The 21810-nt window shown below is 73.7% G+C and carries 18 protein-coding genes; 11 read left to right on the top strand and 7 right to left on the bottom strand.

Going from position 1 to position 21810, the window contains the following annotated elements; genetic code table 11:
- The first annotated feature begins 112 nt into the window (after positions 1 to 112).
- On the top strand, positions 113 to 1801 hold the full coding sequence (locus MOTC310_RS00850; RefSeq protein WP_331300480.1) for a thiamine pyrophosphate-binding protein: 1689 nt from the start codon (positions 113 to 115) through the stop codon (positions 1799 to 1801).
- A gap of 9 nt (positions 1802 to 1810) precedes the next feature.
- Here the strand turns inward: MOTC310_RS00850 and MOTC310_RS00855 are convergent, their stop codons facing one another.
- The gene (locus MOTC310_RS00855; RefSeq protein WP_331300481.1) at positions 1811 to 3154 is read right to left on the bottom strand and encodes an Nramp family divalent metal transporter; all 1344 of its coding nucleotides are present in this window, start codon (positions 3152 to 3154) and stop codon (positions 1811 to 1813) included.
- Between the two features lie 179 nt (positions 3155 to 3333).
- Here MOTC310_RS00855 and mntR point away from each other — a divergent pair, with 179 nt between their 5' ends.
- The gene (gene mntR, locus MOTC310_RS00860) at positions 3334 to 3795 is read left to right on the top strand and encodes a manganese-binding transcriptional regulator MntR (RefSeq protein WP_331294354.1); all 462 of its coding nucleotides are present in this window, start codon (positions 3334 to 3336) and stop codon (positions 3793 to 3795) included.
- Positions 3796 to 3932: 137 nt separating this feature from the next.
- On the opposite strand, the gene MOTC310_RS00865 is transcribed toward mntR, so the two are convergent.
- Positions 3933 to 5117, bottom strand: coding sequence for a zinc-binding metallopeptidase family protein (locus MOTC310_RS00865; protein WP_331294353.1), 1185 nt, complete (start codon positions 5115 to 5117; stop codon positions 3933 to 3935).
- A 197-nt stretch (positions 5118 to 5314) separates the two neighbouring features.
- Here MOTC310_RS00865 and MOTC310_RS00870 point away from each other — a divergent pair, with 197 nt between their 5' ends.
- From MOTC310_RS00870 to MOTC310_RS00880, 3 genes are read left to right on the top strand one after another with little or no spacing between them, the layout of a single operon-like run.
- Positions 5315 to 8593: a transglutaminase family protein gene (locus MOTC310_RS00870; protein WP_331300482.1), complete on the top strand. Its 3279-nt coding sequence runs from the start codon at positions 5315 to 5317 to the stop codon at positions 8591 to 8593.
- Positions 8594 to 8606: 13 nt separating this feature from the next.
- Positions 8607 to 11120 (top strand): circularly permuted type 2 ATP-grasp protein, encoded by a 2514-nt coding sequence (locus MOTC310_RS00875; protein ID WP_331300483.1) that lies wholly within the window; start codon positions 8607 to 8609, stop codon positions 11118 to 11120.
- Positions 11117 to 12016 (top strand): transglutaminase family protein, encoded by a 900-nt coding sequence (locus MOTC310_RS00880; protein ID WP_331300484.1) that lies wholly within the window; start codon positions 11117 to 11119, stop codon positions 12014 to 12016. The genes MOTC310_RS00875 and MOTC310_RS00880 overlap by 4 nt, the downstream gene beginning before the upstream one ends.
- A gap of 121 nt (positions 12017 to 12137) precedes the next feature.
- Here MOTC310_RS00880 and MOTC310_RS00885 read toward each other — a convergent pair whose 3' ends face one another.
- The 3 genes from MOTC310_RS00885 to MOTC310_RS00895 form a co-directional block, all read right to left on the bottom strand.
- Entirely contained in the window at positions 12138 to 12749 is a 612-nt protein-coding gene (locus MOTC310_RS00885; protein WP_331300485.1) for a pyridoxamine 5'-phosphate oxidase family protein, read from the bottom strand.
- Positions 12750 to 12801: 52 nt separating this feature from the next.
- Positions 12802 to 14505, bottom strand: coding sequence for a lysine--tRNA ligase (locus MOTC310_RS00890; protein ID WP_331300486.1), 1704 nt, complete (start codon positions 14503 to 14505; stop codon positions 12802 to 12804).
- Positions 14506 to 14709: 204 nt separating this feature from the next.
- Positions 14710 to 15597: a transporter substrate-binding domain-containing protein gene (locus MOTC310_RS00895; RefSeq protein WP_331300487.1), complete on the bottom strand. Its 888-nt coding sequence runs from the start codon at positions 15595 to 15597 to the stop codon at positions 14710 to 14712.
- Between the two features lie 82 nt (positions 15598 to 15679).
- Between MOTC310_RS00895 and MOTC310_RS00900 the strand changes: the two genes are divergently transcribed.
- From MOTC310_RS00900 to MOTC310_RS00925, 6 genes are all read left to right on the top strand, one after another.
- Entirely contained in the window at positions 15680 to 16966 is a 1287-nt protein-coding gene (locus MOTC310_RS00900) for a glycosyltransferase family 2 protein (RefSeq protein WP_473753791.1), read from the top strand.
- A 100-nt stretch (positions 16967 to 17066) separates the two neighbouring features.
- Positions 17067 to 17312, top strand: a complete 246-nt coding sequence (locus tag MOTC310_RS00905) for a hypothetical protein (protein WP_331300489.1) — start codon at positions 17067 to 17069, stop codon at positions 17310 to 17312.
- A 99-nt stretch (positions 17313 to 17411) separates the two neighbouring features.
- Complete coding sequence (locus MOTC310_RS00910; protein WP_273563410.1) at positions 17412 to 17648, top strand: hypothetical protein; 237 nt, start codon at positions 17412 to 17414, stop codon at positions 17646 to 17648.
- 61 nt (positions 17649 to 17709) lie between these two features.
- Positions 17710 to 18648 (top strand): nucleoside triphosphate pyrophosphohydrolase, encoded by a 939-nt coding sequence (gene mazG / locus MOTC310_RS00915; protein ID WP_331300490.1) that lies wholly within the window; start codon positions 17710 to 17712, stop codon positions 18646 to 18648.
- Between the two features lie 270 nt (positions 18649 to 18918).
- Positions 18919 to 20415 carry a sensor domain-containing diguanylate cyclase gene (locus tag MOTC310_RS00920; RefSeq protein ID WP_331300491.1) on the top strand — a complete coding sequence of 499 codons (1497 nt, stop codon included), beginning with the start codon at positions 18919 to 18921 and terminating at the stop codon, positions 20413 to 20415.
- Positions 20416 to 20516: 101 nt separating this feature from the next.
- Positions 20517 to 20846 carry a hypothetical protein gene (locus MOTC310_RS00925; protein ID WP_331289954.1) on the top strand — a complete coding sequence of 110 codons (330 nt, stop codon included), beginning with the start codon at positions 20517 to 20519 and terminating at the stop codon, positions 20844 to 20846.
- Positions 20847 to 20910: 64 nt separating this feature from the next.
- Here MOTC310_RS00925 and MOTC310_RS00930 read toward each other — a convergent pair whose 3' ends face one another.
- Both MOTC310_RS00930 and MOTC310_RS00935 read right to left on the bottom strand, forming a co-directional pair.
- Positions 20911 to 21456, bottom strand: a complete 546-nt coding sequence (locus MOTC310_RS00930) for a YciE/YciF ferroxidase family protein (RefSeq protein WP_331300492.1) — start codon at positions 21454 to 21456, stop codon at positions 20911 to 20913.
- Between the two features lie 114 nt (positions 21457 to 21570).
- A complete protein-coding gene (locus MOTC310_RS00935) occupies positions 21571 to 21753 on the bottom strand; it encodes a hypothetical protein (RefSeq protein ID WP_331300493.1) in 183 nt (60 codons plus the stop codon).
- Positions 21754 to 21810: the final 57 nt, after the last annotated feature.

The following is a 21810-nucleotide window of genomic DNA, read 5'->3' on the forward strand; positions in this document are numbered from 1 at the left end:
GGATACGGCGAAAAGACTGCCGATGGGTTGCCGCGGGACGCGGGCGGCGCCCGGCATTGCCCCGGTCCGCCCATGGGGTAGCCTCCGGCTGATTCCGTCGGAGAGGACAGCCATGCCGATCGAGACCGTGGAGACCGCCGGCCGCCGCCGGGGCGCCGACCTCCTGGTGGAGGTGCTGCGCTCGGAGGGCGTGCGCTACATCTTCGGCAATCCCGGCACCACCGAGCTGCCGCTGATCGACGCGCTCACCGAGGCGCCGGATATCGGCTACATCCTCGCCCTGCAGGAGGCGACCGCGGTCGCCATGGCGGACGGCTACGCGCAGGGCGCCCGCCGGCCCGCCTTCCTCAACCTGCACACGGCGGGCGGCCTCGGCCACGCCATGGGCGGGCTGGTGAATTCCCAGGTCTCCGGCACGCCGCTGGTGGTCACCGCCGGGCAGCAGGATCTCCGCCACGCGCTGACCGACCCGCTGCTGATGGGCGACCTCGTCGCCATCGCCGACCCGGTGATGAAATGGGCCCGCGAGGTGACGAGCCCGGACCAGATCCCGATCCTGCTGCGCCGGGCCTTCCACGACGCGGGGGCCGCCCCCTCCGGCCCGGTCTTCCTGTCCCTGCCCATGGACGTGATGGAGGCGATGTCGGCGGTGCCGGCCGGCGAGACCTCGACCATCGACCAGCGGGCGGTGGCGGGCTCCCTCGATCGCTTGGCGGACAAGCTCGCCGCGATCGCGCCGGGCCGCCTCGCCCTGATCGCGGGCGACGAGATCGACGCCTCGGACGCCTCGGCGCAGATGGTGGCGCTCGCCGACCTCCTGGCGGCGCCGGTCTACGGCTCGTCCTGGCCGGCCCACATCCCCTTCCCCACCGCGCACCCGCTCTGGGCCGGGAACCTGCCGACCCGGGCCGACGCCATCGCCGACATCCTCGGGCGCTACGACGCGGTGTTCGCGCTCGGCGGCAAGTCGCTGATCACCGTGCTCTACTCGGAGGTCTCGGCGGTGCCGCCGGGGGTGCAGGTCTTCCAGCTCTCGGCCGACGTGCGCGACCTCGGGCGCACCTACGCCACCTGCCTGTCGACGGTGGGCGACATCCGCGCCTCGCTCGACGCCCTGCTGCCGCTGCTCGGCCCCCGCCTCGCCGACCGGGCCGACGCCTTCGAGCAGTTGCGCAGTCAGGCCGTGACCGCCCGGGCCGAGCGCCGGGCCAAGCTCGCCGCGGCCGCCGACGCGGCCTTCGAGGATCCGGTGATCGCGCCGCTGGTCGCCGCGCGCGAAGTCGCCCGCGCGGTCGGGGCCGAGACCACCATCGTGGACGAGGCGCCCGCGACGCTCACCCACCTGCGCACCTTCCTCGACAGCCCCTCGGCGCACCAGTACGCGGCGATGCGCGGCGGCGTGCTCGGCTGGGGCATGCCGGCGGCGGTGGGCTTCTCCCTGGGGCTCGACCGCGCGCCGGTGGTCTGCGTGGTCGGCGACGGGGCCGCGCTATACTCGCCCCAGGCCCTCTGGACGGCGGCGCACGAGAAGCTGCCGGTCACCTTCGTGGTGATCAACAACGCCGAGTACAACATCCTCAAGACCTTCATGAAGGGTCAGGCGCACTACGCCTCGGTGCGCGCCAACCGCTTCATCGCCATGGACCTCACCGACCCGCGGATCGACTTCCCGGCGCTGGCCGCCTCCATGGGCGTTCCCGCCCGGCGGGTGACCCGGGCCGCCGACATCGCCCCGGCGATCGAGGCCGGGATCCGGTCGGGGGCCGCCAACCTCGTGGAGGTGGTGGTGCGGGCGACCTGAGCGGGGCCGTCACTCGAGTCCCGGCACCGGCACCCCGAAGGCCGCCGCCAGCAGCACCATGTTGAGGACGAGCACCACCGCCGCCCCCGCCACGGCGGCGGCCTGGGTGAGCGGCCCGTTGGCGAAGGGCCCCATCACGCTGCGGCGGCGGGTGAACACCACCAGGGCCACCATCGGGACCGGCAGGGCGAGCGACAGCACCACCTGCGACAGGACCAGCGCCTGGGTCGGGTCGACCCCGATCGCCACCACCGCGAAGGCCGGCAGCATGGTCACGAGCCGGCGGGCGAGGAGCGGGATCCGCCAGCCGGTGAAGCCCTGCATCACCAATTGCCCGGCGAGCGTGCCCACCACCGAGGAGGAGATCCCGGATGCGAGGAGCGACACCAGGAAGGCCGCCCCCGCGGCGGGGCCCAGCAGCGGCGTCAGGGTGCGGTAGGCCTCGCCGATCTCCGCCACCTCGCTGTGGCCGACATGGAAGGCCGCCGCCGCCATGATCACCATCGCCATGTTGACGAGGCCCGCCAGCAGCAGGGCCACCACCACCTCGCGGTTCGAGTAGCGCACCAGCAGGCGCCGGTCGGCCTCGGTGCGGGGATTGCCCCGCCCCTGGGTCAGGCCCGAATGCAGGAACAGGGCGTGCGGCATCACGGTGGCGCCGATGATCCCGACCGCGATGGTGAGCGCCTGCGCGTCCGGGATCCGCGGGGTGACGAGGCCCCTGGCGGCCTCGCCCCAGGCCACGGGCGCGACCAGGAGCTCGACCGCGTAGCAGAGGCCTATCGTGCCGACCATCGCGCCGATGGCGATCTCCAGCGGCCGGAAGCCCTCGTGCTCCAGGAGCAGGATCGCGTAGGTGACCACCGCGGTGATCCCCATGCCGGCCATCAGCGGCATGCCGGTGAGCAGCGACAGCCCGATGGCGCCGCCGAGGAACTCCGCGAGGTCGGTCGCCATGGCGGCGACCTCGCTGATGCCCCACAGGGCGAGCCGGACCGGGCGCGTCGTCGCGTCCCGGCAATGCTCGGCGAGGTTCTTGCCCGTCACGATGCCGAGCTTGGCCGAGAGCGCCTGGAACAGCATCGCCGTCAGGTTGGCGAGCAGCACCACCCAGAGCAGGCCGTAGCCGTAGCGGGCGCCGGCCTGGATGTTGGTGGCGAAATTGCCGGGGTCCATGTAGGCGATCGACGCCGTCACGGCGGGGCCGGCGAACAGCAGGAACCGGGCCCGGCCGCCGGGACGGCCGTCGAGGACGTCCCGGATCGCGCCCTCGGTCCGCCGGCTCATCGCGCCGCGCGCGGTTCCTTCGGGCGCCGGGCCACCGGAGGCCGTCGCGGCGTTCGGCGCCACCATGCTCACCCTCTCCTCAAAAATATAGCGTGAGCTATACTCGGGGCTGTCGCCGCCGGATGCAAGGGGTCTCCGTGCGGGTCTGTTCGGCTCCGTGCGGGTCCGACGGGACTCCCCTGCCGGCACCGGTGTTTGCTAGACAGGGCCGGGGCGGCGCATGCGAGCCGAGAGGGGGGAAGCCGATGCAGGAACCGTCCGAGCCGGGCTTGCCCGAGACCGTGCTGGTCGATCCGGAGCGGCACGTGGAGAGTTTCCGCCAAGCCCGTGAGGCGCGGCGCTCGGAACTCGTGGAGGATTACGTCGAGCTGATCGACGACCTGATCGGCGACGGCGGCGAGGCGCGGCAGGTGGACATCGCGGCCCGGCTCGGCGTGGCCCAGCCGACCGTCGCCAAGATGCTGAAGCGCCTGTGCGAGGAGGGCTTCGTCCAGCAGCGGCCCTATCGCGGCGTGTTCCTGACCGAGGCCGGCCGCCGGCTGGCCGCCCAGGCGCGGGAGCGCCACCGCATCGTCGAGCGCTTCCTGTGTGCCCTGGGGGTGAGTCCCGAGACTGCCCGGCGGGACGCCGAGGGGATCGAGCACCACGTCAGCGCCGAGACGCTCGAGGCGTTCCGCGCCTTCGCGGAGCGGCGCGGGGGGGCGTGATGGGCCTCCCGACCTCCGGCCGTCAGCGCGAGCGGAGCGAAGCGACAAACGGCAGCGCGACGTCAGCGAGCGTGGCGCCGACCGGATTGCTTCGGTCCGCTCGCGAAGACGGCGTGTCCGCCACGGCCGCCCCACCCTCACCCCGTCGGCGCCGCCACCTTCTGGCGCAGGCCCATGATCACCGCGCGCAGCATCTCGGCGCCCGCCTCGCCGGCATCCGGTAAGGTGCCGGTGCGCGAGGCGTAGATCCGCTCGTGCACGAAGGCGAGCTTGGCGATCACCGTGGGCGTCAGCTTGAACGGGTAGAGCGCCGGCTGGCCCATGCTGTGGGACAGCGAGTTGATCGCGTAGGTCAGCGGCAGCCACGCGGCGATCAGCCGGTCGAGGTCCAGGGTGTTGTACGGGTCGAAATCGATCACGGTCGGCGCCGCGGGCCCGTGGCGCAGGCGCGGGCGCACGTGCAGCTCGAAGGTCGAGGCGGTCTCCACCGTGTCGACGATGTGCAGGTAATGCGCGAAGGTCTCGGCGAAGTCCTCCCACGGATGGGCGGTGGCGTAGGCCGAGACGTAGGCCTCGTCCCAGTCGGCCGGCGCGCCCCTCGCGTAGTGGTCCTGCAGGGCCTGGACGTAGTTGAGGCGCTCGTCGCCGAACAGCGCCCGGAAGGCGTCCAGGGTCGGGCTGTTCATCACCAGCAGGTACCAGAAGTAATGCCCGATCTCGTGCCGGAAATGGCCGAGCAGCGTGCGGTAATGCTCGCCGAACAGGATCCGCCGGCGCTCCCGCTCGACGTCGTCGGCCTCCGCGATGTTCATGGTGATCAGGCCGTTGATGTGGCCCGTCAGAACCGGCGTCCCGCCGGAGAAGCTCTCGGACGGGTCGACCAGGAAGTCGAAGGCCAGCCCGTCCGTGTACTGCGCGCGGGTGGCGAGCGGCAGTTCCAGGCGCAGCAGCGAGTAGAACAGCCGGTGCTTGGCCGCCTCGATCTGGCGCCAGCGGGTGAGGTTCCAGTTCTGCGACAGGTCCGGCACCACGCGGTTGTGGCGGCAGGCGGTGCAGTGGATGTCGGGGCTGTCCTCCGGGACCAGCCAGTTGCAGGCCGCCGAGACGGCGTTGTTGCACAGGCGGTAGCGCCGGCCGGGATCCGCGTAGGCGTGAAAGACCTGGGCGCCGCCCATCAGCGGGTGCGCCGAGAGACCCTGCGGCTCCAGGGCCGAGACCTCGTGGACCTTGCAGAGGTAGCCCAGCTGCCGCGCGCAGCTCTCGCAGCCGGTCGCCTCGAAGGTCACCGGCTGGTCGCAGGCCTGGCACTGGAAGATCTTCATCGTGCGGTCCCGGGCCGGCCTCCGGCCCATCTGCCGGTCAAGCAGGGCCGGGCGGCAAAGTTCCTGCCAGGGGCGCGGGCCGCCGGGCACCGCACGGAAATTGCTTGTCGCGCCGTCAGTAGCGCATAACCACGCGGTGGGCGCCGGAGCCAGGGACCGGCAGCGCGACCGCGTTCGATCCTTTCGACGGAGCCATCGTGTCGATCAAAGCCGCCCTGCACCACGTCACCCATTACCGCTACGACCGGCCGATCAGCCTCGGCCCCCAGGTGATCCGCCTGCGCCCGGCGCCGCACGCCCGCACCAAGGTCCCGGCCTACGCGCTGACGGTGACGCCGGCCAACCACTTCCTGAACTGGCAGCAGGATCCGAGCGGCAACTGGCTGGCCCGCCTCGTCTTCCCGGAGAAGACCGACGAATTGAAGATCGAGGTCGACCTCACCGCCGACATGGCGGTGATCAACCCGTTCGACTTCTTCGTGGAGGATTACGCGCAGGTCCGGCCGTTCGCGTACGATCCCACCCTCGCCGAGGAGCTCGCCCCCTACCTCGCCCCGGTCGACGCGGAGTGTCCGGAGATGGAGGCGCTGCTGGCCCGTCTCCCCGCGGAGACCAGCACCGTCCAGTTCCTGGTGGCGCTCAACGGCCTGATCGCCCGCGAGACCGCCTACGGCGTCCGGATGGAGCCGGGCGTCCAGACCCCCGCCGAGACCCTGCGGCTCAAGAGCGGCTCCTGCCGGGATTCGGCGTGGCTGCTCGTGCAGGTGCTGCGCCGGATCGGCCTCGCCGCCCGGTTCGTCTCCGGCTACCTGATCCAGCTCGTGCCCGACACGACCGCGGTCGACGGACCGACCGGCGCGGCGGCGGACTTCACCGACCTGCACGCCTGGGCCGAGGTCTACCTGCCGGGCGCCGGCTGGGTCGGCATGGACGCGACCTCGGGCCTGCTCACCGGCGAGGGCCACATCCCGCTGGCCGCGACGCCGCACTACCACTCGGCCGCGCCGATCTCGGGGGCGATGGAGCCGGCCCAGACCACCTTCGACTTCAAGATGACGATCACCCGCGTCGCCGAGACGCCGCGGATCACCAAGCCGTTCTCGGAGGACGTCTGGGCGTCCATGAACGCGCTGGGCGAGCGGGTCGACGCCGACCTCGCCGCGCAGGACGTGCGCCTGACCATGGGCGGCGAGCCGACCTTCGTGTCGGTGGACGATTTCGAAGCGCCCGAGTGGAACATCGCGGCCGTCGGCCCGACCAAGCGGGGCCTCGCCGACCAGCTGATCCGGCGCCTGCGCGACCGGTTCGGACCGGGCGGTCTGCTCCATTACGGCCAGGGCAAGTGGTATCCCGGCGAGAGCCTGCCGCGCTGGGCCTTCGCGCTCTACTGGCGCAAGGACGGCCAGCCGATCTGGCGGAACCCGGACCTGATCGCGCCGGAGGCCGCGCCCGGGGAGGCGGGGACGGCCACCATCGCGCAGGCCAGGGCGTTCGCCGAGACGCTGGCCCGCCGCCTCGGCCTCGCCGACTACGTCTTCCCGGCCTTCGAGGACGGCGAGCTCTGGGAGAGGAAGACCGCGGCGCTGCCGGTCAACGTCACGCCGGCCGACGCCAAGTCGGGCTCGGTGGAGTTCGATGCCCGGATCCGGCGGGTCTACGCGCGGGGCCTCGGGGAGGCGGCGGGCTACGTCCTGCCGCTGGCGAGTCTGCCCACCGGCCGGGACGGCGAGGCCGAAAGGGTCTGGATCTCGGAGAAGTGGGATTTCCGGCGCGGCGCCGCCTTCCTAGTGCCGGGCGACTCGCCGGTGGGCTTCCGCCTGCCGCTGTCGTCCCTGCCCTACGTGCCGCCGGAGCACTACCCCTACTACCAGCCGCAGGACCCGCTGGAGCCCCGCCCGCCCCTTCCCGACGGCCATCCCGGCGCGTCCGTGGTCAACGGTTCCGGCATCACCGGCGTGGCGGTGCGCACGGCCCTGTCGATCGAGCCCCGCGACGGGGTGGTGCGGGTGTTCATGCCGCCGGTGCAGCGCGCCGACGAGTATCTCGAACTCGCCGGCCACCTGGAGGCGGCCGCCGCCGCGCTGAACCTGCCGATCCACCTCGAGGGCTACGAGCCGCCCTACGACCCGCGGATCGGCGTCATCAAGGTCACTCCCGACCCGGGCGTGATCGAGGTGAACGTCCACCCGGCCGCCTCCTGGCGGGAGGCGGTCGCCATCACCACCGACCTCTACGCCGAGGCCCGCCAGACCCGGCTCGGCGCGGAAAAATTCATGACCGACGGGCGCCACACCGGCACCGGCGGCGGCAACCACGTGGTGATGGGCGGCGTCACGCCGGACGATTCCCCGTTCCTGCGCCGGCCCGACCTGCTCAAGAGCCTCGTGCTCTACTGGCAGCGCCACCCGGCGCTCTCGTACCTGTTCTCGGGCCTCTATATCGGCCCGACCAGCCAGGCGCCGCGCATGGACGAGGCCCGCCACGACGGGCTCTACGAGCTGGAGATCGCGCTGGCCCAGGTGCCGGCCCCGGACGCGCCCAACATCCCGCGCTGGCTCGTCGACCGGATCTTCCGCAACATCCTCGTCGACGTCACCGGCAACACCCACCGGTCCGAGATCTGCATCGACAAGCTGTACTCGCCGGACGGGCCGACCGGGCGCCTCGGCCTCCTGGAGTTCCGCGCCTTCGAGATGCCGCCGGACGCGCGGATGAGCCTCGCGCAGCAGCTCCTGCTCCGCGCCCTCGTGGCCTGGCTGTGGCGCGAGCCGCAGAGTGGCGGCTGTGTCCGCTGGGGCACGAACCTCCACGATCGGTTCATGCTGCCGCATTTCCTCTGGTCCGACTTCCTCTCGGTGCTGGAGGATCTGCGGGCGGCGGGGTACGATTTCGATCCGGTCGCCTTCGAGGCGCAGGCCCTGTTCCGGTTCCCGGTCTTCGGCACGGTCGAGCAGGGCGGGGTCCGGATGGAGCTGCGCCAGGCGCTGGAGCCCTGGCACGTGATGGGCGAGGAAGGGACCAGCGGGGGCACCGTGCGCTTCGTCGACAGCTCGGTCGAGCGGCTGCAGGTCAGGGTCGAGGGCTTCGTGCCCGAGCGGCACGTCATCGCCTGCAACGGCCGACGCCTGCCCATGACCTCCACCGGCCGCGGTGGCGAGGCGGTGGCGGGCCTGCGCTTCAAGGCGTGGCAGCCGGCCTCCTCGCTGCACCCGACCATTCCCGCCCACTCGCCGCTGACCTTCGACATCCTCGATGCCTGGAGCGGCCGGTCGCTGGGCGGGTGCCGCTACCACGTCGCCCATCCGGGCGGGCGCAACTACGAGACCCACCCGGTCAACGCCTACGAGGCGGAGGGGCGGCGCCTCGCCCGGTTCCAGCCGAACGGCCACACGCCGGGCCGGGTGGAGATGCCGCGGGCCGAGGCCAGCGCCGAGTTCCCGCTGACCCTCGACCTGCGGATGCCGGCCCCGCAATGACCGGGGGACCGTGATGGAGGCGGCGCTCGCGGGCAGCCGCGCCCGGGCCGAGGGGCCGGAGGGCCCGCGGGAGCGCGTCGCCCGCTGGAGCGCGGGCTATCGCCCCGCCCCCGGCCGGCCGGACGAGTTCCTGGGTCCCGACGGCCAGCCCCGCGGGGCGTGGCCGCGCCTGCTCGACCGTCTCGGCGGCCTGACCGAGCCGGAGATCATGGCCCGCTTCGTCGCGGCGGAGCGGCACATCCGGGACGCGGGCATCTCGTTCCGCATCGCCGGCGACCAGCGCGAGCATCCCTGGCCGCTCGGCTGCCTGCCCCTGGTGATCGAGGGGGCCGAGTGGGCGGCGCTCAGCGCCGGCATCGTCCAGCGCGCGGAGCTGATGGAGGCGATCCTCGCCGACGTCTACGGGGAGGGCCGCCTCGTCGCCGACGGGCTGCTTCCGGCCGCGATCGTGGCCGGCACACCGGAATTCCTGCACCCGCTCCAGGGCGTCGCGCCTCCCGGCGGCCACTACCTGAAGCTCTACGCCGCCGATCTCGGCCGGGGTCCGGACGGGCGCTGGCAGGTTCTGGCCGACCGGACGCAGGCGCCCTCGGGCCTCGGCTGGGCGCTGGAGAACCGGATGGTCCTGGCCCGGACCTTCCCGGACTTCTTCCAGGACCTCCACGTCGAGCGCCTGCCGGCCTTCTTCCAGGCGTTCCGCGACGGGCTGGCCCTGGGGGCGGAGCGCGCGGACCCGCGGATCTGCCTGCTGACCTCCGGCCCCTACAGCAGCACCTATGTCGAGCAGGCGGCGCTCGCCCGCTATCTCGGCCTGATGCTGGTGGAGGGCGACGACCTCGTCATGCGGGACGGGGGCCTGCACGTGCGCACCGTCTCGGGCCTGAAGCGGGCCGACGCCCTGTGGCGGCGGATCGACGCCGACTTCCTCGACCCCCTGGAGCTGAACCCGGCCTCGCGGCTCGGCGTGCCGGGCATCCTCGACGCCCTGCGCAACGGCTCCCTGGTGATGGCCAACATGCCGGGCGCGGGGCTCGTCGAGTCGGCCGCGCTCGCCCCCTATCTCGACGGCATCGCCCGGCGCGTCCTCGGCGAGCCCCTGCGGCTCGGCCACCCGCGCACGTGGTGGTGCGGCGACCTCGAGGGCCTCGCCCACGCGCGGGCCAACCTCGACAGCCTGACCCTGCGCCCGGCCGCCACGCCCCAGCGCGGGGCGGGGCGCGACGCGATCCTGGCGGGCCCGGTCCTGGCGGCCGAGCGGGAGCGGGTCGTGGCGGCCCTGCGCGACCGGCCCTTCGACTACGTCGCCCAGGAGGCGGCGCCGCTCTCGACCATGCCGGGCTGGGAGCGCGGCCCGGACGGCCTGTTCCTGAGGCCCCGCCCCTTCGTGGTCCGGGTCTTCGCCACGCGGACGCCGCTCGGCTGGCAGGTGATGCCGGGCGGCTTCTGCCGGGTCTCGGAGCGCGAGGACGTCGACCCGATCGAGCTGCGGCTCGGCATCCGCTCGGCCGATGTCTGGGTCCTGTCCGAGAAGCCGGTCGCCGCGCCCCTGATCGGCGCGCAGGCGGCCCCGCGGGTGCGGCGGGTCGGCGGCCACCTCCCCGCCCGGGCCGCCGACGGCCTGTTCTGGCTCGGCCGCTACCTGGAGCGCGGCGAGGCGGTGATCCGGCTGGTGCTCGCCCACCTGCGCAGCGTCGGCGACGCCGTCGGGGCCGACATCTCGGGCGCCCTCGACACGCCGGCGGCCCTGGCCTTGCGCGCCCTCCTCCACGACCTGCCCACCGCCCGCCTCGCCCAGGAGGCGCTCGCCGGGCGCGAGCGGCCGGGCTCGGCCCGGTCCCACATCCTCGCGGCCCGCCGCAACGCCGCCGCCCTCCGCGCCCGCCTGTCGGGCGAGGCGTGGCGGGTGCTCGCCGACCTGAACGAGTTCCTGTCCCTCGACCCCGAGCGGGCCTTCACCGAGTCGCAGCTCGCGGGCCGGGCCGAGCGGGCGCTCAGCCAGCTCGCGGCGCTCGCCGGTCTCACCCACGAGAACATGAGCCGGGCCGAGGGCTGGCACTTCATCGAGCTCGGCCGCCGGATCGAGCGGGCGATCAACACCGGCGCCTTCGCGCTGGCCTTCGCCAACGACGAGGCGACCCCCGGCTGCCTCGGGGTGATGCTGTCGCTGTGCGACTCGCAGATCAGCTACGGGCGGCGCTACCTGCAGGGGGCGGCCCTCGACCCGGTCCGCGACATGGTCCTGCTCGATCCCTACAACCCGCGCTCGATCGCCTTCCAGGCGGAGGCGATCACCCGGCACCTCGCCGACCTGCCGGCGCTGGCCGCCGACGGCATCCCCGAGCCCCAGTGCCGCCTCGCCACCCGGATCCTGTCGGAGCTGCGCAGCGGCGAGGCCGCGGATTTCGACGCCGTTCGCCTCACCGCCCTCGCGACCGACCTCGAGCGCCTCGCCGACGGGATCGCGGCCCGCTACTTCCCCGCCGGGCCGAACGCGCTGCGCCCCGAGAAGCTGACGGGGCTGGCGTGATCTACACGCTGCGCCACCGCACCACCTACCGCTACGGCCGGCCGGTGCACTTCGCCCGCTGCACCCTGCGGCTCAAGCCGCAGGACGGCGGGGGCCAGAGCGTGCTGGCGAGCGCCGTCACGATCGACCCGAGCCCCGCCCGCGCGGTGATGCGGCGCGACTATCTCGGGATCGACGCGGTGGCGGTCACCCTGGAGACGCCCCACACCACCTTCAGCGTCGAGGCGCTCTCCACCGTGCGGGTCGAGCGCCCGGCCCCGCCGCCGCCGGAATCCGGGATGCCGTGGGAGCGGGTCCGCGACGCCGTCCTGGCCGAGCGCGACCTCGGCGGCCGGGCGCCGGTGCACTTCCTGTTCCCGACCGGCCGGGTTCCGCTGCTGCCCGCGATCACCGACTACGCGCGGTCGAGCTTCGCCGCCGGCCGCAGCGCCTACGGGGCGGCCCACGACCTGATGCTGCGGATCGGCCGGGACTTCCGCTTCGATGCCAAGGCGACCACCGTCTCGACCCCGCTCGCCGAATCCTTCGCGCTCCGGGCCGGGGTCTGCCAGGATTTCGCCCACGTGATGATCGCCGCCCTGCGCGGGATGGGCCTGCCGGCGGCCTATGTCAGCGGCTACCTGCGCACCGTGCCGCCGCCCGGCCGCCCGCGCCTGCGCGGGGCGGATGCGAGCCACGCCTGGGTGGCGGTCTGGTGCGGCGAGGGCTGGCTCGGCCTCGACCCGACCAACGGCGTCGCGGTCCGGGACGACCACATCGTGGTCGCCCGCGGCCGCGACTACGGCGACGTGGCCCCGGTCGACGGCATCGTCAGCGGCTCGGGCAAGCAGCGCCTCAAGGTCGAGGTCGATGTCATCCCCGATACCGAGACGCAGGATCTCGCGCTGGTGGGGTGAGGTGGCGCTCCGTCCTCGCGCGCGCAGCGGAGCGACCCAGGGCGGCGCGACCCGGATCAGCGTGGCGCTGCTGGATCGCTTCGCTGCCCTCGCGAGGACGGGGGTGTCGTGGACGCCACCCTCACCACATCGTCTTGGCCGCCCGCCCCGGCCATTCCGCGTCGTAGCGCTCACCGCCGACCGCGCCCGCGGTGAGCGCCGCCAGGATCGCCCCCGGGCTCGGCAGGTTCGCCGGATCGACGCGGCTATCCGGGTCCCACAGCTTCGCCCGGATGATCGCCCTTGCGCACTGGAAGTAGATCTCCTCCACCGTGATCACGGTCGCTGTCCGCGGCGCGTGACCGTCGACGCGGAACGAGGCGAGCAGGTCCGGGTCGGCCGAGATCACCGCCCGGCCGTTCACCCGGAGCGTCGTGCCCGAGCCCGGGATCAGGAACAGCAGCGCGACCCGCGGGTCGCGCACGATGTTGCGCAGGGAATCGATCCGGTTGTTGCCCCGCCGGTCCGGCAGGATCAGCGTGCGCGGATCGGCGACCCGCACGAAGCCCGGCTGATCGCCGCGGGGGCTGCAATCGAGCCCCTCGGGGCCGGAGGTCGCCAGCACCGCGAAGGGCGAGGCCGCGATCAGCGCCGCGTAGTCCGGCGTGACCGAGGCCGCCACCTTCACGGTGGAGGCGGGTGCCAGGGGCGCGCTGTAGATCGCCTCCAGGGCGGCGAGGCTGTCGACGATCATCGCGGCCTCACGGCACACCGGCTCCCGCGGCCCCCGCTCACGCGACCCCCGCTCACGCGACCTGGGCCTTGCCGGCCGCGAAGGCCGCGTGCTCGGCCACCAGCGCCCCCGACAGGGCCGCCGCGATCAGGGCCCGCGTCTCGTCGACGCCGTAGAGGGCCACGAAGGAGCCGAACCGCGGGCCGCGCGCCTCGCCGAACAGCACGTTGTAGAGGCTCGTGAACCACGCCTGCGACACGCCGGGCCGCCCGTCCGGGCTCTTGGCCTTGCCGGACGTGTCGGGGAAGTGGCGCCGCCCGACCTCGTAGACCGCCGCCTGCAGGGCCTCCGGGTCGGTCGAGCCGGCATGCTCGGCCAGCGTCTCCGACAGGTCCTCCAGGGCGGCCCGCTCCTCGGGCGTCGGCGCCCGGTAGGTCTTGGCCGGCCGCACGAAGTCCGAGAAGAACTTCAGCGCGTGCCTGACCAGCCGGTCGAGGCCCGGATGGGTCTCCGGCCCGGTCTGCGGCGCGTAGCGGCGGATGAAGCCCCACAGCACCGCCGGGTCCTCGGTGTTGGCCACCGCGGCGAGGTTGAGCAGCATCGCGAGGGTCAGGCTCGCGCCCTCGACCTTCTCGGGCTCCGGCGGGTTGCCGGCGTGGAGGTGCCAGACCGGGTTGCCCAGCCGCAGCTTCGCGTCCTGGCCGGCGTAGCGGTCGAGGAAGCCGATATACTCGTCGACGTGCCGGGGGATCACGTCGAAGAACAGGCGCTTGGCCTCGCGCGGCTTGTTGTACATGAACAGGGCGAGCGATTCCGGCGTGCCGTAGGTGAGCCACGCGTCGATCGTCAGGCCGTTGCCCTTCGACTTCGAGATCTTCTGCCCCTTCTCGTCGAGGAACAGCTCGTAGTTAAAGCCCTCCGGCGGCTCGCCGCCGAGCGCCCGGGCGATCTTGGCCGAGAGCTTGACCGAGTCGATCAGGTCCTTGCCGGCCATCTCGTAATCGACGCCGAGCGCCACCCAGCGCATCGCCCAGTCGGGCTTCCACTGCAGCTTGGCGTGGCCGCCGGTCACCGGGGTCTCGTAGCGCTCGCCCGTGGCGGGATCGCGCCACACGATCGTGCCGCTCTCCGCCTTCACCTCGTCGATCGGCACCTGCATCACGTGGCCGGTGACCGGGTGGAGCGGCAGGAACGGCGAGTAGCTCGCCGAGCGCTCGGCGCGCAGCGACGGCAGCATGATCTCCATCACGGAATCGTAGCGCTCCAGCACGCGCAGCAGCGTCGCGTCGAACACGCCCGCGCGGTAGCACTCGGTCGCCGAGCGGAACTCGTAGCTGAACCCGAAGGCGTCGAGGAAGCGGCGCAATTCGGCGTTGTTGTGCGCCCCGAAGCTGTCATGGGTGCCGAACGGGTCCGGCACGCGGGTCAGCGGCTGGTTGAGATGGGCGGCCAGCATCTCGCGGTTCGGCACGTTGTCGGGAACCTTGCGCAGCCCGTCCATGTCGTCCGAGAAGGCGATCAGCCGGGTCGGCACCGCGTCGCGGGTGAGCACCCGGAAGGCGTGGCGCACCATGGAGGTGCGGGCGACCTCGCCGAACGTGCCGATATGCGGCAGGCCCGAGGGGCCGTAGCCGGTCTCGAACAGAACCTCGGTCTTGCCGGATTTCTCCAGCCGCGCCACGAGTTTGCGCGCCTCCTCGAAGGGCCAGGCGGCGGCGTTGGCGGCGGCCTCGATGATGTCGGCGTCGAGGGTCAGGGCTGGCGGAGCGGCGGGCATGTCGTCGGGGGTGATCTTCGGGGCTGAACGCGGATAGGGCGCGCGCACCCTAGAGCGGTTCGCACCGGAGCGGAACGCCCTCGGCCCGCATGGCGCGCATCTCCGCGTCGGTGGCGCGGCCACCGCGGGCCGCGGCATCGGCGGCGTCCCGCTCCGCCGCCGCCTCCTGGGGCGGCGGCAGACGGAAGCCCCGCGCCCGTCTCCTCAGAACGGGCTCACCGGGAAGAACCGCAGGTACAGCTCGGTGTACTTGCCGTCGTCCCAGACCCGCTGGAGCGCGTCGTCCAGCGCCCGGGAGAGGGCCGCGTCCTCCTGGCGGGTGATCAGGCCGATCCCCTCCCCGAAATAGCGGTTCTCCAGGTAGTCGCCGCCGGTCAGCGCGCAGCACGATTCCGCGTCCTGGCCGCCGACGAAGAGGGCGAGGTTCAGGCCGTCGGCGAACACGTAGTCGATCTCGCCGCGCTTGAGCGCGCTCTCGGCCGCCGTGAGGTCGGTGAAGTCCCTCAGGACGGCCTTCGGGAAGAAGGCCTTGAGGTAGGCCGCGTGGGCGCTGCCGCCGATGACACCCACGCTGCGGCCGGCGAGCGCCGCCGCCGAGGGGACCGGCAGGCCCTTGTCGGTCCGGGCCGCGAAGCGGGCCGGCCAGCGGAAATACGGCCGCGTCGCCAGGAATTTCTGCCGCAACGTCGCCGTCAGGGGGATCGCGGCCGCGACCACGTCGCCCTGCTTGCCGTCGAGGGCGTCGAGCAGGGTGTCGAAGCGGCGCGCCTGCACCGTGCAGGTGATCGTCAGCTTCTCGCAGACGGCCCGGGCGAGCTCGACCACGAAGCCCGTCGGGTTGCCGTCGGGGCCCGCGAAGTGCAGGGGCGGGAACTCGTCGTCCGTGAGGAAGCGGACCGCCCGGCCGGTCTGCGGCGCCTCGATCCGCTCGCCGCGGCTGCGCGGGTTCCAGAAATCCGGCACCGTGACGGCGGGGGGGGCGGTGCCGGCCGTGACCGCGGCGGCAGATGCGGCGGCAGGTGCGGCGGCGGGCNGGGCGGCGGCCCCCGAGCCGGCCCTCCGCTGGCTGCTGGTCCTCGCCCTCGCCGTCACCGCGGCGCTCTGCCTGTGCGCGGCGCTGCCGGCCCCGCTGGCGCGCGCGGCGATGACGGCCGGGCAGGTCCTGTTCCTGGCCATGGCGACCCTGCGGATCGCGGCCCTCGCCATCGCGGCCCCGGTGGCCGCCGAGGCGGTGGCGCCCCTCGCCGACGCCGACCTGCCGGTCTACACGGTCCTCGTCCCCCTCCACCGCGAGGCGGCGGTGGTGCCCGATCTGCTCAGGGCGCTCTCCGCCCTCGACTATCCGGCCGCGAAGCTCGACATCAAGCTGCTGCTCGAGGCGGACGACGCGGAGACCGCTTCGGCCCTCCCCCGCGACACCCTGCCGGCCCGGTTCGAGGTGATCACGGTGCCGCCGGGCGGCCCGCGCACCAAGCCCCGGGCGCTCAACGCCGCGCTGCCCCTCGCCCGCGGCGCCCTGCTCACGGTCTACGACGCCGAGGACGTGCCCGATCCCGGCCAATTGCGGCTGGCGGCCGCCCTGTTCGCGCGCCTGCCCGCGCGCACAGCCTGCCTCCAGGGACGGCTCGTGATCGACAATGCCGGCGATTCGCGCCTCGCCCGCGCCTTCGCCCTCGAATATGCCGGGCTGTTCGACGTGCTGAACCCGGCCTTCGCCCGCTGCGGCCTGCCGGTCCCGCTGGGCGGGACCTCGATGCACCTGCGCACCCGCGTGGTGCGGGCGCTGCACGGCTGGGACGCCCACAACGTCACCGAGGACGCGGATCTCGGCCTGCGCCTCGCGCTCGCGGGCTACACCGTCGGCGACCTGCCCAGCCCCACCTTCGAGGAGGCCCCGGCCCGCCTCGGCCCCTGGCTCGGCCAGCGCACCCGCTGGCTGAAGGGCCTGGTCCAGACGAGCCTCACCCACGGGCGGCGCCCCCTCGCCAACGCCCGCAGCCTCGGCGGCCTGGAGACGCTCTGCGCCGCCGCCTTGGTCCCCGGGACGGTGGCCTCGGCCCTCGCCTACCCGGTCTGCCCCGCCGGGGCGGCGTGGTCCTTCCTGGTCCTGGACATCCCGGCCGCCCCCGTCTTCCTCGACAACCTCTCCACGGGGCTCGCCATCACGCTGTTCGGGACGGGGCTCGCCGCCCTGGTCCTGCCGGCCCTGGTCGGCTGCGCCCGGCGCGGCTGGGGGGATCTCGCCCGGTCGGTGCCGTGGATGCCGGTCTACTTCCTGCTGGTCAGCCTCGCCGCGTGGCTGGCGCTGATCGAGCTGGTCCGCGCCCCGCTGCGCTGGAACAAGACCCGGCACGGCCTCGCGCGGACCTCCCGCAGCGGCCGGCGTCGCCGTCGCGCGGCCCCCGCGACAGCCTGCGACACCGGAAGGGATCCGGGCGGCGGCGAATGCGCGTCGGCTTAATCTGGATCAGCCGCGGCGCCGCGCGGCGCCGCTAGTTTCGCGCGCCGGCTCCCGCCCGCGCCGCGGGCGGCCGGTGATTCGCCTCGCGGTGGTCCAAGCGATGCCGGCCTATCACCTCCGACGCACCCTCGAGCACGCGGACGGCCGCTGCGGCCTCGCCTTCGCCAGCGACAGCCTGGAGGCGGACGACGTGGAGGCCGCGATCCGCGGCGCCCGCGACCTGTGCCGGACCGCCACCAACATGCTCCTGACCGGGGCGGTGCTGACGGATTCCTTCGGCCGGATCCTGTGGTCGTTCACCCTGGCGCTGGCCCGGGAGCCGCTCTGCGTCCGGCCGACGAGCTGAGGGCCGCGCCGGGAGCCGCGCGGATTGGCGCATCGAGCGCCGTGCAACGCCTGCGGCCCGCGCGCCGTTGTCCCGCGCGGGGAAGCCCGGAGGGGAAGGATGAGCACGATCGCGATCCTGATCGGCACGCAGGCGGGGGCGCGCCTGCTGGCCGCCGCCTCCGAGCGGGAGGCGGCGCTCTCGGCCGAGGCCTTCCTGCTGCGCCTGCCCGTCCGCGCCCTTCCGGCGCCCCTCTGGGTGCAGTGCGCCGATCCGGCGGTCAGCGGCCGCCTCACCGGCTATCTCAACGGCCTGCAGGCCGAGCAGGTGCGCGAGCGCGACCCCCGCCGGGTCTGAGGCCCGGCCGGTCTCCCGAGACGGATTTCCCTGCGCCGCGCCATGCTCTAACGCCATCCGCATGAGCGAGACACGCGACGCGGGCCGGTCGGGGCCGAACGGGGCGCGGGGCGGCGACCCCGCGGCGGACCCGGCGGCGGAGGCGCCCCTGGGCCGGCTCCTGCGCCTGATGGCGCGCCTGCGCGACCCCGTCGCCGGCTGCCCCTGGGACGTGGCGCAGAGCTTCGCCACCATCGTGCCCTACACGATCGAGGAGGCCTACGAGGTCGCCGACGCGGTGGCGCGGGGAGACCTCCTCGACCTGCGCGACGAGCTCGGCGACCTGCTGCTCCAGGTGGTGTTCCACGCCCGCATGGCCGAGGAGCAGGGCGCCTTCGCGTTCGACGACGTGGCGCGCGCCATCGGCGACAAGCTGGTCCGGCGCCACCCCCACGTCTTCACCCCGGACGGCGCGCCCCTGCCCGCCGGCTCGCCCCTGCGCGACCCCGCGGCGGTCGAGGCCCAGTGGGCGGCGATCAAGGCGCAGGAACGGGCGGCCCGGCAGGAGGAGCGGCGGGAGGAGCGGCGGGAGGCCGACATCCCGGGTCCGGTGCCGGACCCGCTCGGCGGCGTCGCGCGGGCGCTGCCGGCCCTCGCCCGGGCGGAGAAGATCTCCCGGCGCGCGGCCGCCTACGGCTTCGACTGGGACGACGCCGCCCAGGTCGTCGGCAAGGTCCGCGAGGAGACCGACGAGGTCGCCGAGGCCCTGGCGGCGGGCGATCCGGAGGCCCTGTCCGAGGAGATCGGCGACCTGCTGTTCTCGGTGGCGAACCTCGCGCGGCATGCCGGGATCGATCCGGAGACCGCCCTGCGCGACGGGACCGCCAAGTTCGAGCGCCGCTTCGCCGCCATGGCGCGGCATCTCGCGGCGTCCGGAGGGGCCCTCGGCCGCTCCGACCTCGCCGCCATGGAGGCGGCGTGGCAGGCGGCCAAGCGCGACGAGGCGGCCGGAGGGCCGTAGCGGATCGCGGCCCCGGCGGGCGTTGCCGGCCCATGTCTTCGAGGTCTTCGAGACGCGGTCTCGACGGGTCATCGACGATCCATCGAGGCTGCGCGCGGCGCCCCCGCAGGCCTGCGCGGGGCGGGATCGCGCGTCTCGGTGAGGATTCAGGGCCGGCCCCTCGCCGTCGACGCCCGGCCGCGCGTCGGAAAGAGCACACTTCGTCAAGGCGAAGGCGCTAAGACGGCGTGCCGACATCCGTCCAGACGACCGCCCAAGCTTCGCCGTTCCATGCCGCAGACCCCGGGACAGACCGAGATTCTTGAGGCGCAGCTGTTCGATCTCGCCCCCGTCTCGCTCTGGTTGCAGGACCTCGGCGGGCTGAAAGCCCGTCTCGACGCGTGGCGGGCGGCCGGCATGGTCGACCTCCGTGCCTGGCTGCGCGATCCCGAGCATCTGCGGACCTGCCAGAGCCTGATCCGGATCGTGCGGGTCAACCGCAACACGCTCGCGACCTACGACGCGCGCGACGAGGCCGAGCTGTTCGCCCACATCCCCGCGATCTTCAACGATCCGCGCGCGGACGCGCTGATCGAGGTGCTGTGCCAGCTCTGGGCCGGGGCGACCCGTGTCCGCCTCGTCACCCAGAACCGCACCGTCTCGGGGCGCGTCGTCGACGTCAGCTACGCGGGACAGATGCTGCCGGGGCACGAGGCCGGCTGGGATCGCTACCTGATCGCGATCGAGGACATCACGCAGCGCGAGGCGCTGCGGCGGCGGGAGAGCGCCGCGGACCGGCGCACCGGAACCCTGTTCCAGCACGCGCCCGTCCCGACCCTGATCCGCGACGAGACGGGGCTCGCCGCCCGGCTGGCGGGGCTGCGGTCCGACGGGATCGTGGACCTCGCCGGCTACCTCGCGGCCCATCCCGGCTGGCTGGCCGAGGCGGAGGCCTCCCGGCGGATCGTCGACGCGAACCGCCCCGCCCTGGCGCTCTTCGCCGTCGACACCTGCGACGCCCTCGCGCGCCATCTGAGCGGCGGCCTGGGACAGGCGCCGCTGCAGCTCTTCCGGGAGGAGCTGGCCGAACTCTGGGACGGCGCGGAGCCACGGAGCCGGGACATCGCGGCCCGCGGCCGCGACGGGCGGGACCTGCACCTCAAGATGCAGCGCTCCCCGGTCCCGGCGGCCGGCGACGGGCGGCGCCTCGTCCAGATCGCCCTCACGGATATCGGCGACAACAAGCGCTCCGAGGCGCGCCTCGCGGTCCTGAGCCTCACCGACCCGCTGACGGGCCTGCTCAACCGGCTGGGCTACGCGGCCGAGCTCGACCGGCTCGAAGCCGGCCGGACCGTGCCGACTTCCGTGATCGTCGCGGACCTGAACGACCTCAAGGCGATCAACGATGCCCTCGGCCACGATGCCGGCGACGACGTGATCGGCCGGTTCGCGGCCATCCTGGAGCGCCACAACCCCCTCGCGATCCGCCCGGCCCGGATCGGGGGCGACGAGTTCGTGATCCTGCTGCCGGGCCTCGATGCCGCGGCCGCCGCCGCGCTGGCCCGGCGGATCCTGGACGAGATCGACGTCGAGAACCGTCGCGGCGCGACCGCCCTCAGCGCCTCCCTCGGTTCGGCCACGTGGCACGGGGACGGGACCCTGAAGGCCGCCGTGTCCCGCGCGGATTCCCAGATGTACGAGGCGAAGCGGCGCTATCGCGACCGCGCGTGGGAGGGCCGCGCGCCCGTGCCGGGCCGGTCCGTCTTCAGCCAGGCGCCGCCGTGCTGACGGTGGTGGAGGCCTGTGCCGGCGATCCTTAACGGCGATCCTCAGCCTCTGCCCGCGCGCCGAGGGCTCGACACGTCGCGGTCCGCGGATATGTTCCGCGCATGCGCATCGCCCTGCCCGTCCTCGCCGCCCTCGCCGTCACAGCCGCCCTGTCCCGGCCCGCCGCGGCCGAGACGATCCTCCAGGAGCGGTTCGGCTGCCACAGCCAGGAGGTCACGGACCGCCTGTTCAAGCTGGTCATGGCGGGCGACGAATCCGGGTTCGGCCAGCTGCTGCAGGGCAGCCTCGCCAGCGGCGAGTGCCGGTCCTTCAAGACTGGCGAGGAGGTCCGGCTCGAGTCCCGGACGATGAGCTACGGCTGCCTCGCCCTCAAGGACACGCAGGATCGCTGCTACTGGACGCCGCTGAGCGCCGTCGAGAAGGCGAACTGACGCCGGCCAGGGCGGGGCGAACCGGCGCCCGGGGCGCCGGCCCGCCCGCGCGGCCGGTGCGGGATCAGGCGGCCCTCTTGCCCTTGCCCTTCGTCGGCCCCGCATCCGCCTCCGCCGCCTCGGGGGCGCCCGCCGCGTTGATCGACTCGGCGATCTTCGAGAGCAGCGCGTCGGTCTTCTTCTCCTCCTGCAGGGTCTCGTCCAGGAGCTTGGCGGCGTCCGAGTAGCCGAGCTGGGCCGCCCAGGTCTTCAGGGTGCCGTAGCGGGCGATCTCGTAATGCTCCACCGCCTGGGCGCAGGCGGCCAGCACCGCGTCCGCGGCCGGGCTGTCGGCGAAGTCGTCGAGGTCCTCCTCCATCTCGGAGACGATGCCCTGCATCGCCTCGCAGGTCTTGGCCCGGGCGGGCTTGCCGATGATCTCGAAGACCTGCGTCAGGCGCTCCACCTGCTGGGCGCTCTCCTCGGCATGGGTCTCGAAGGCCTGGCGCAGCTCCTCGTGCTCCGCCGCCTTGGCGGACTTCTTGAGCGCTTTCACCGACTGCTTCTCGGCATAGTAGACGTCCTTGAGGGTCTCGTAGAAGGCGTCCTGCAGCGTCTTCTGCTTGGCCATTCGGTCTGTCTCCGCTGGTGCCGCTCTCCGTGTCGGCGGCGTCCTCCGGGGAACGCCGGTCCGGCCGGCTGTATCCGGACGATATCTTCGCCCTGTGGAGGAACTTTTCGGGGTCTAGCGGCCCGCCCCGCCCGGGCGCGGCTTCCGGCCGGCCCGCGGGGCGCCGCCCGGCTTCGGGCGCAGGCGGTCGAGGACGGTCTCGAGGGCGCGCTCCACGGCGTCGCGATCCGGCACGGTCTCCGGCACCGCGCCCGGCGGAGGCGGGGGCGATCGGCCCGGGTCGCGGCGCTTCGGCATGTCGTCCGCCCCTGTCGGGGCCGGGCGCACCGGTCTTCCGGCCCGCGCGGCGGCTGC

The sequence above is a fragment of the Methylobacterium oryzae genome, from assembly GCF_036441375.1.
Lineage (GTDB): Bacteria > Pseudomonadota > Alphaproteobacteria > Rhizobiales > Beijerinckiaceae > Methylobacterium > Methylobacterium oryzae_A.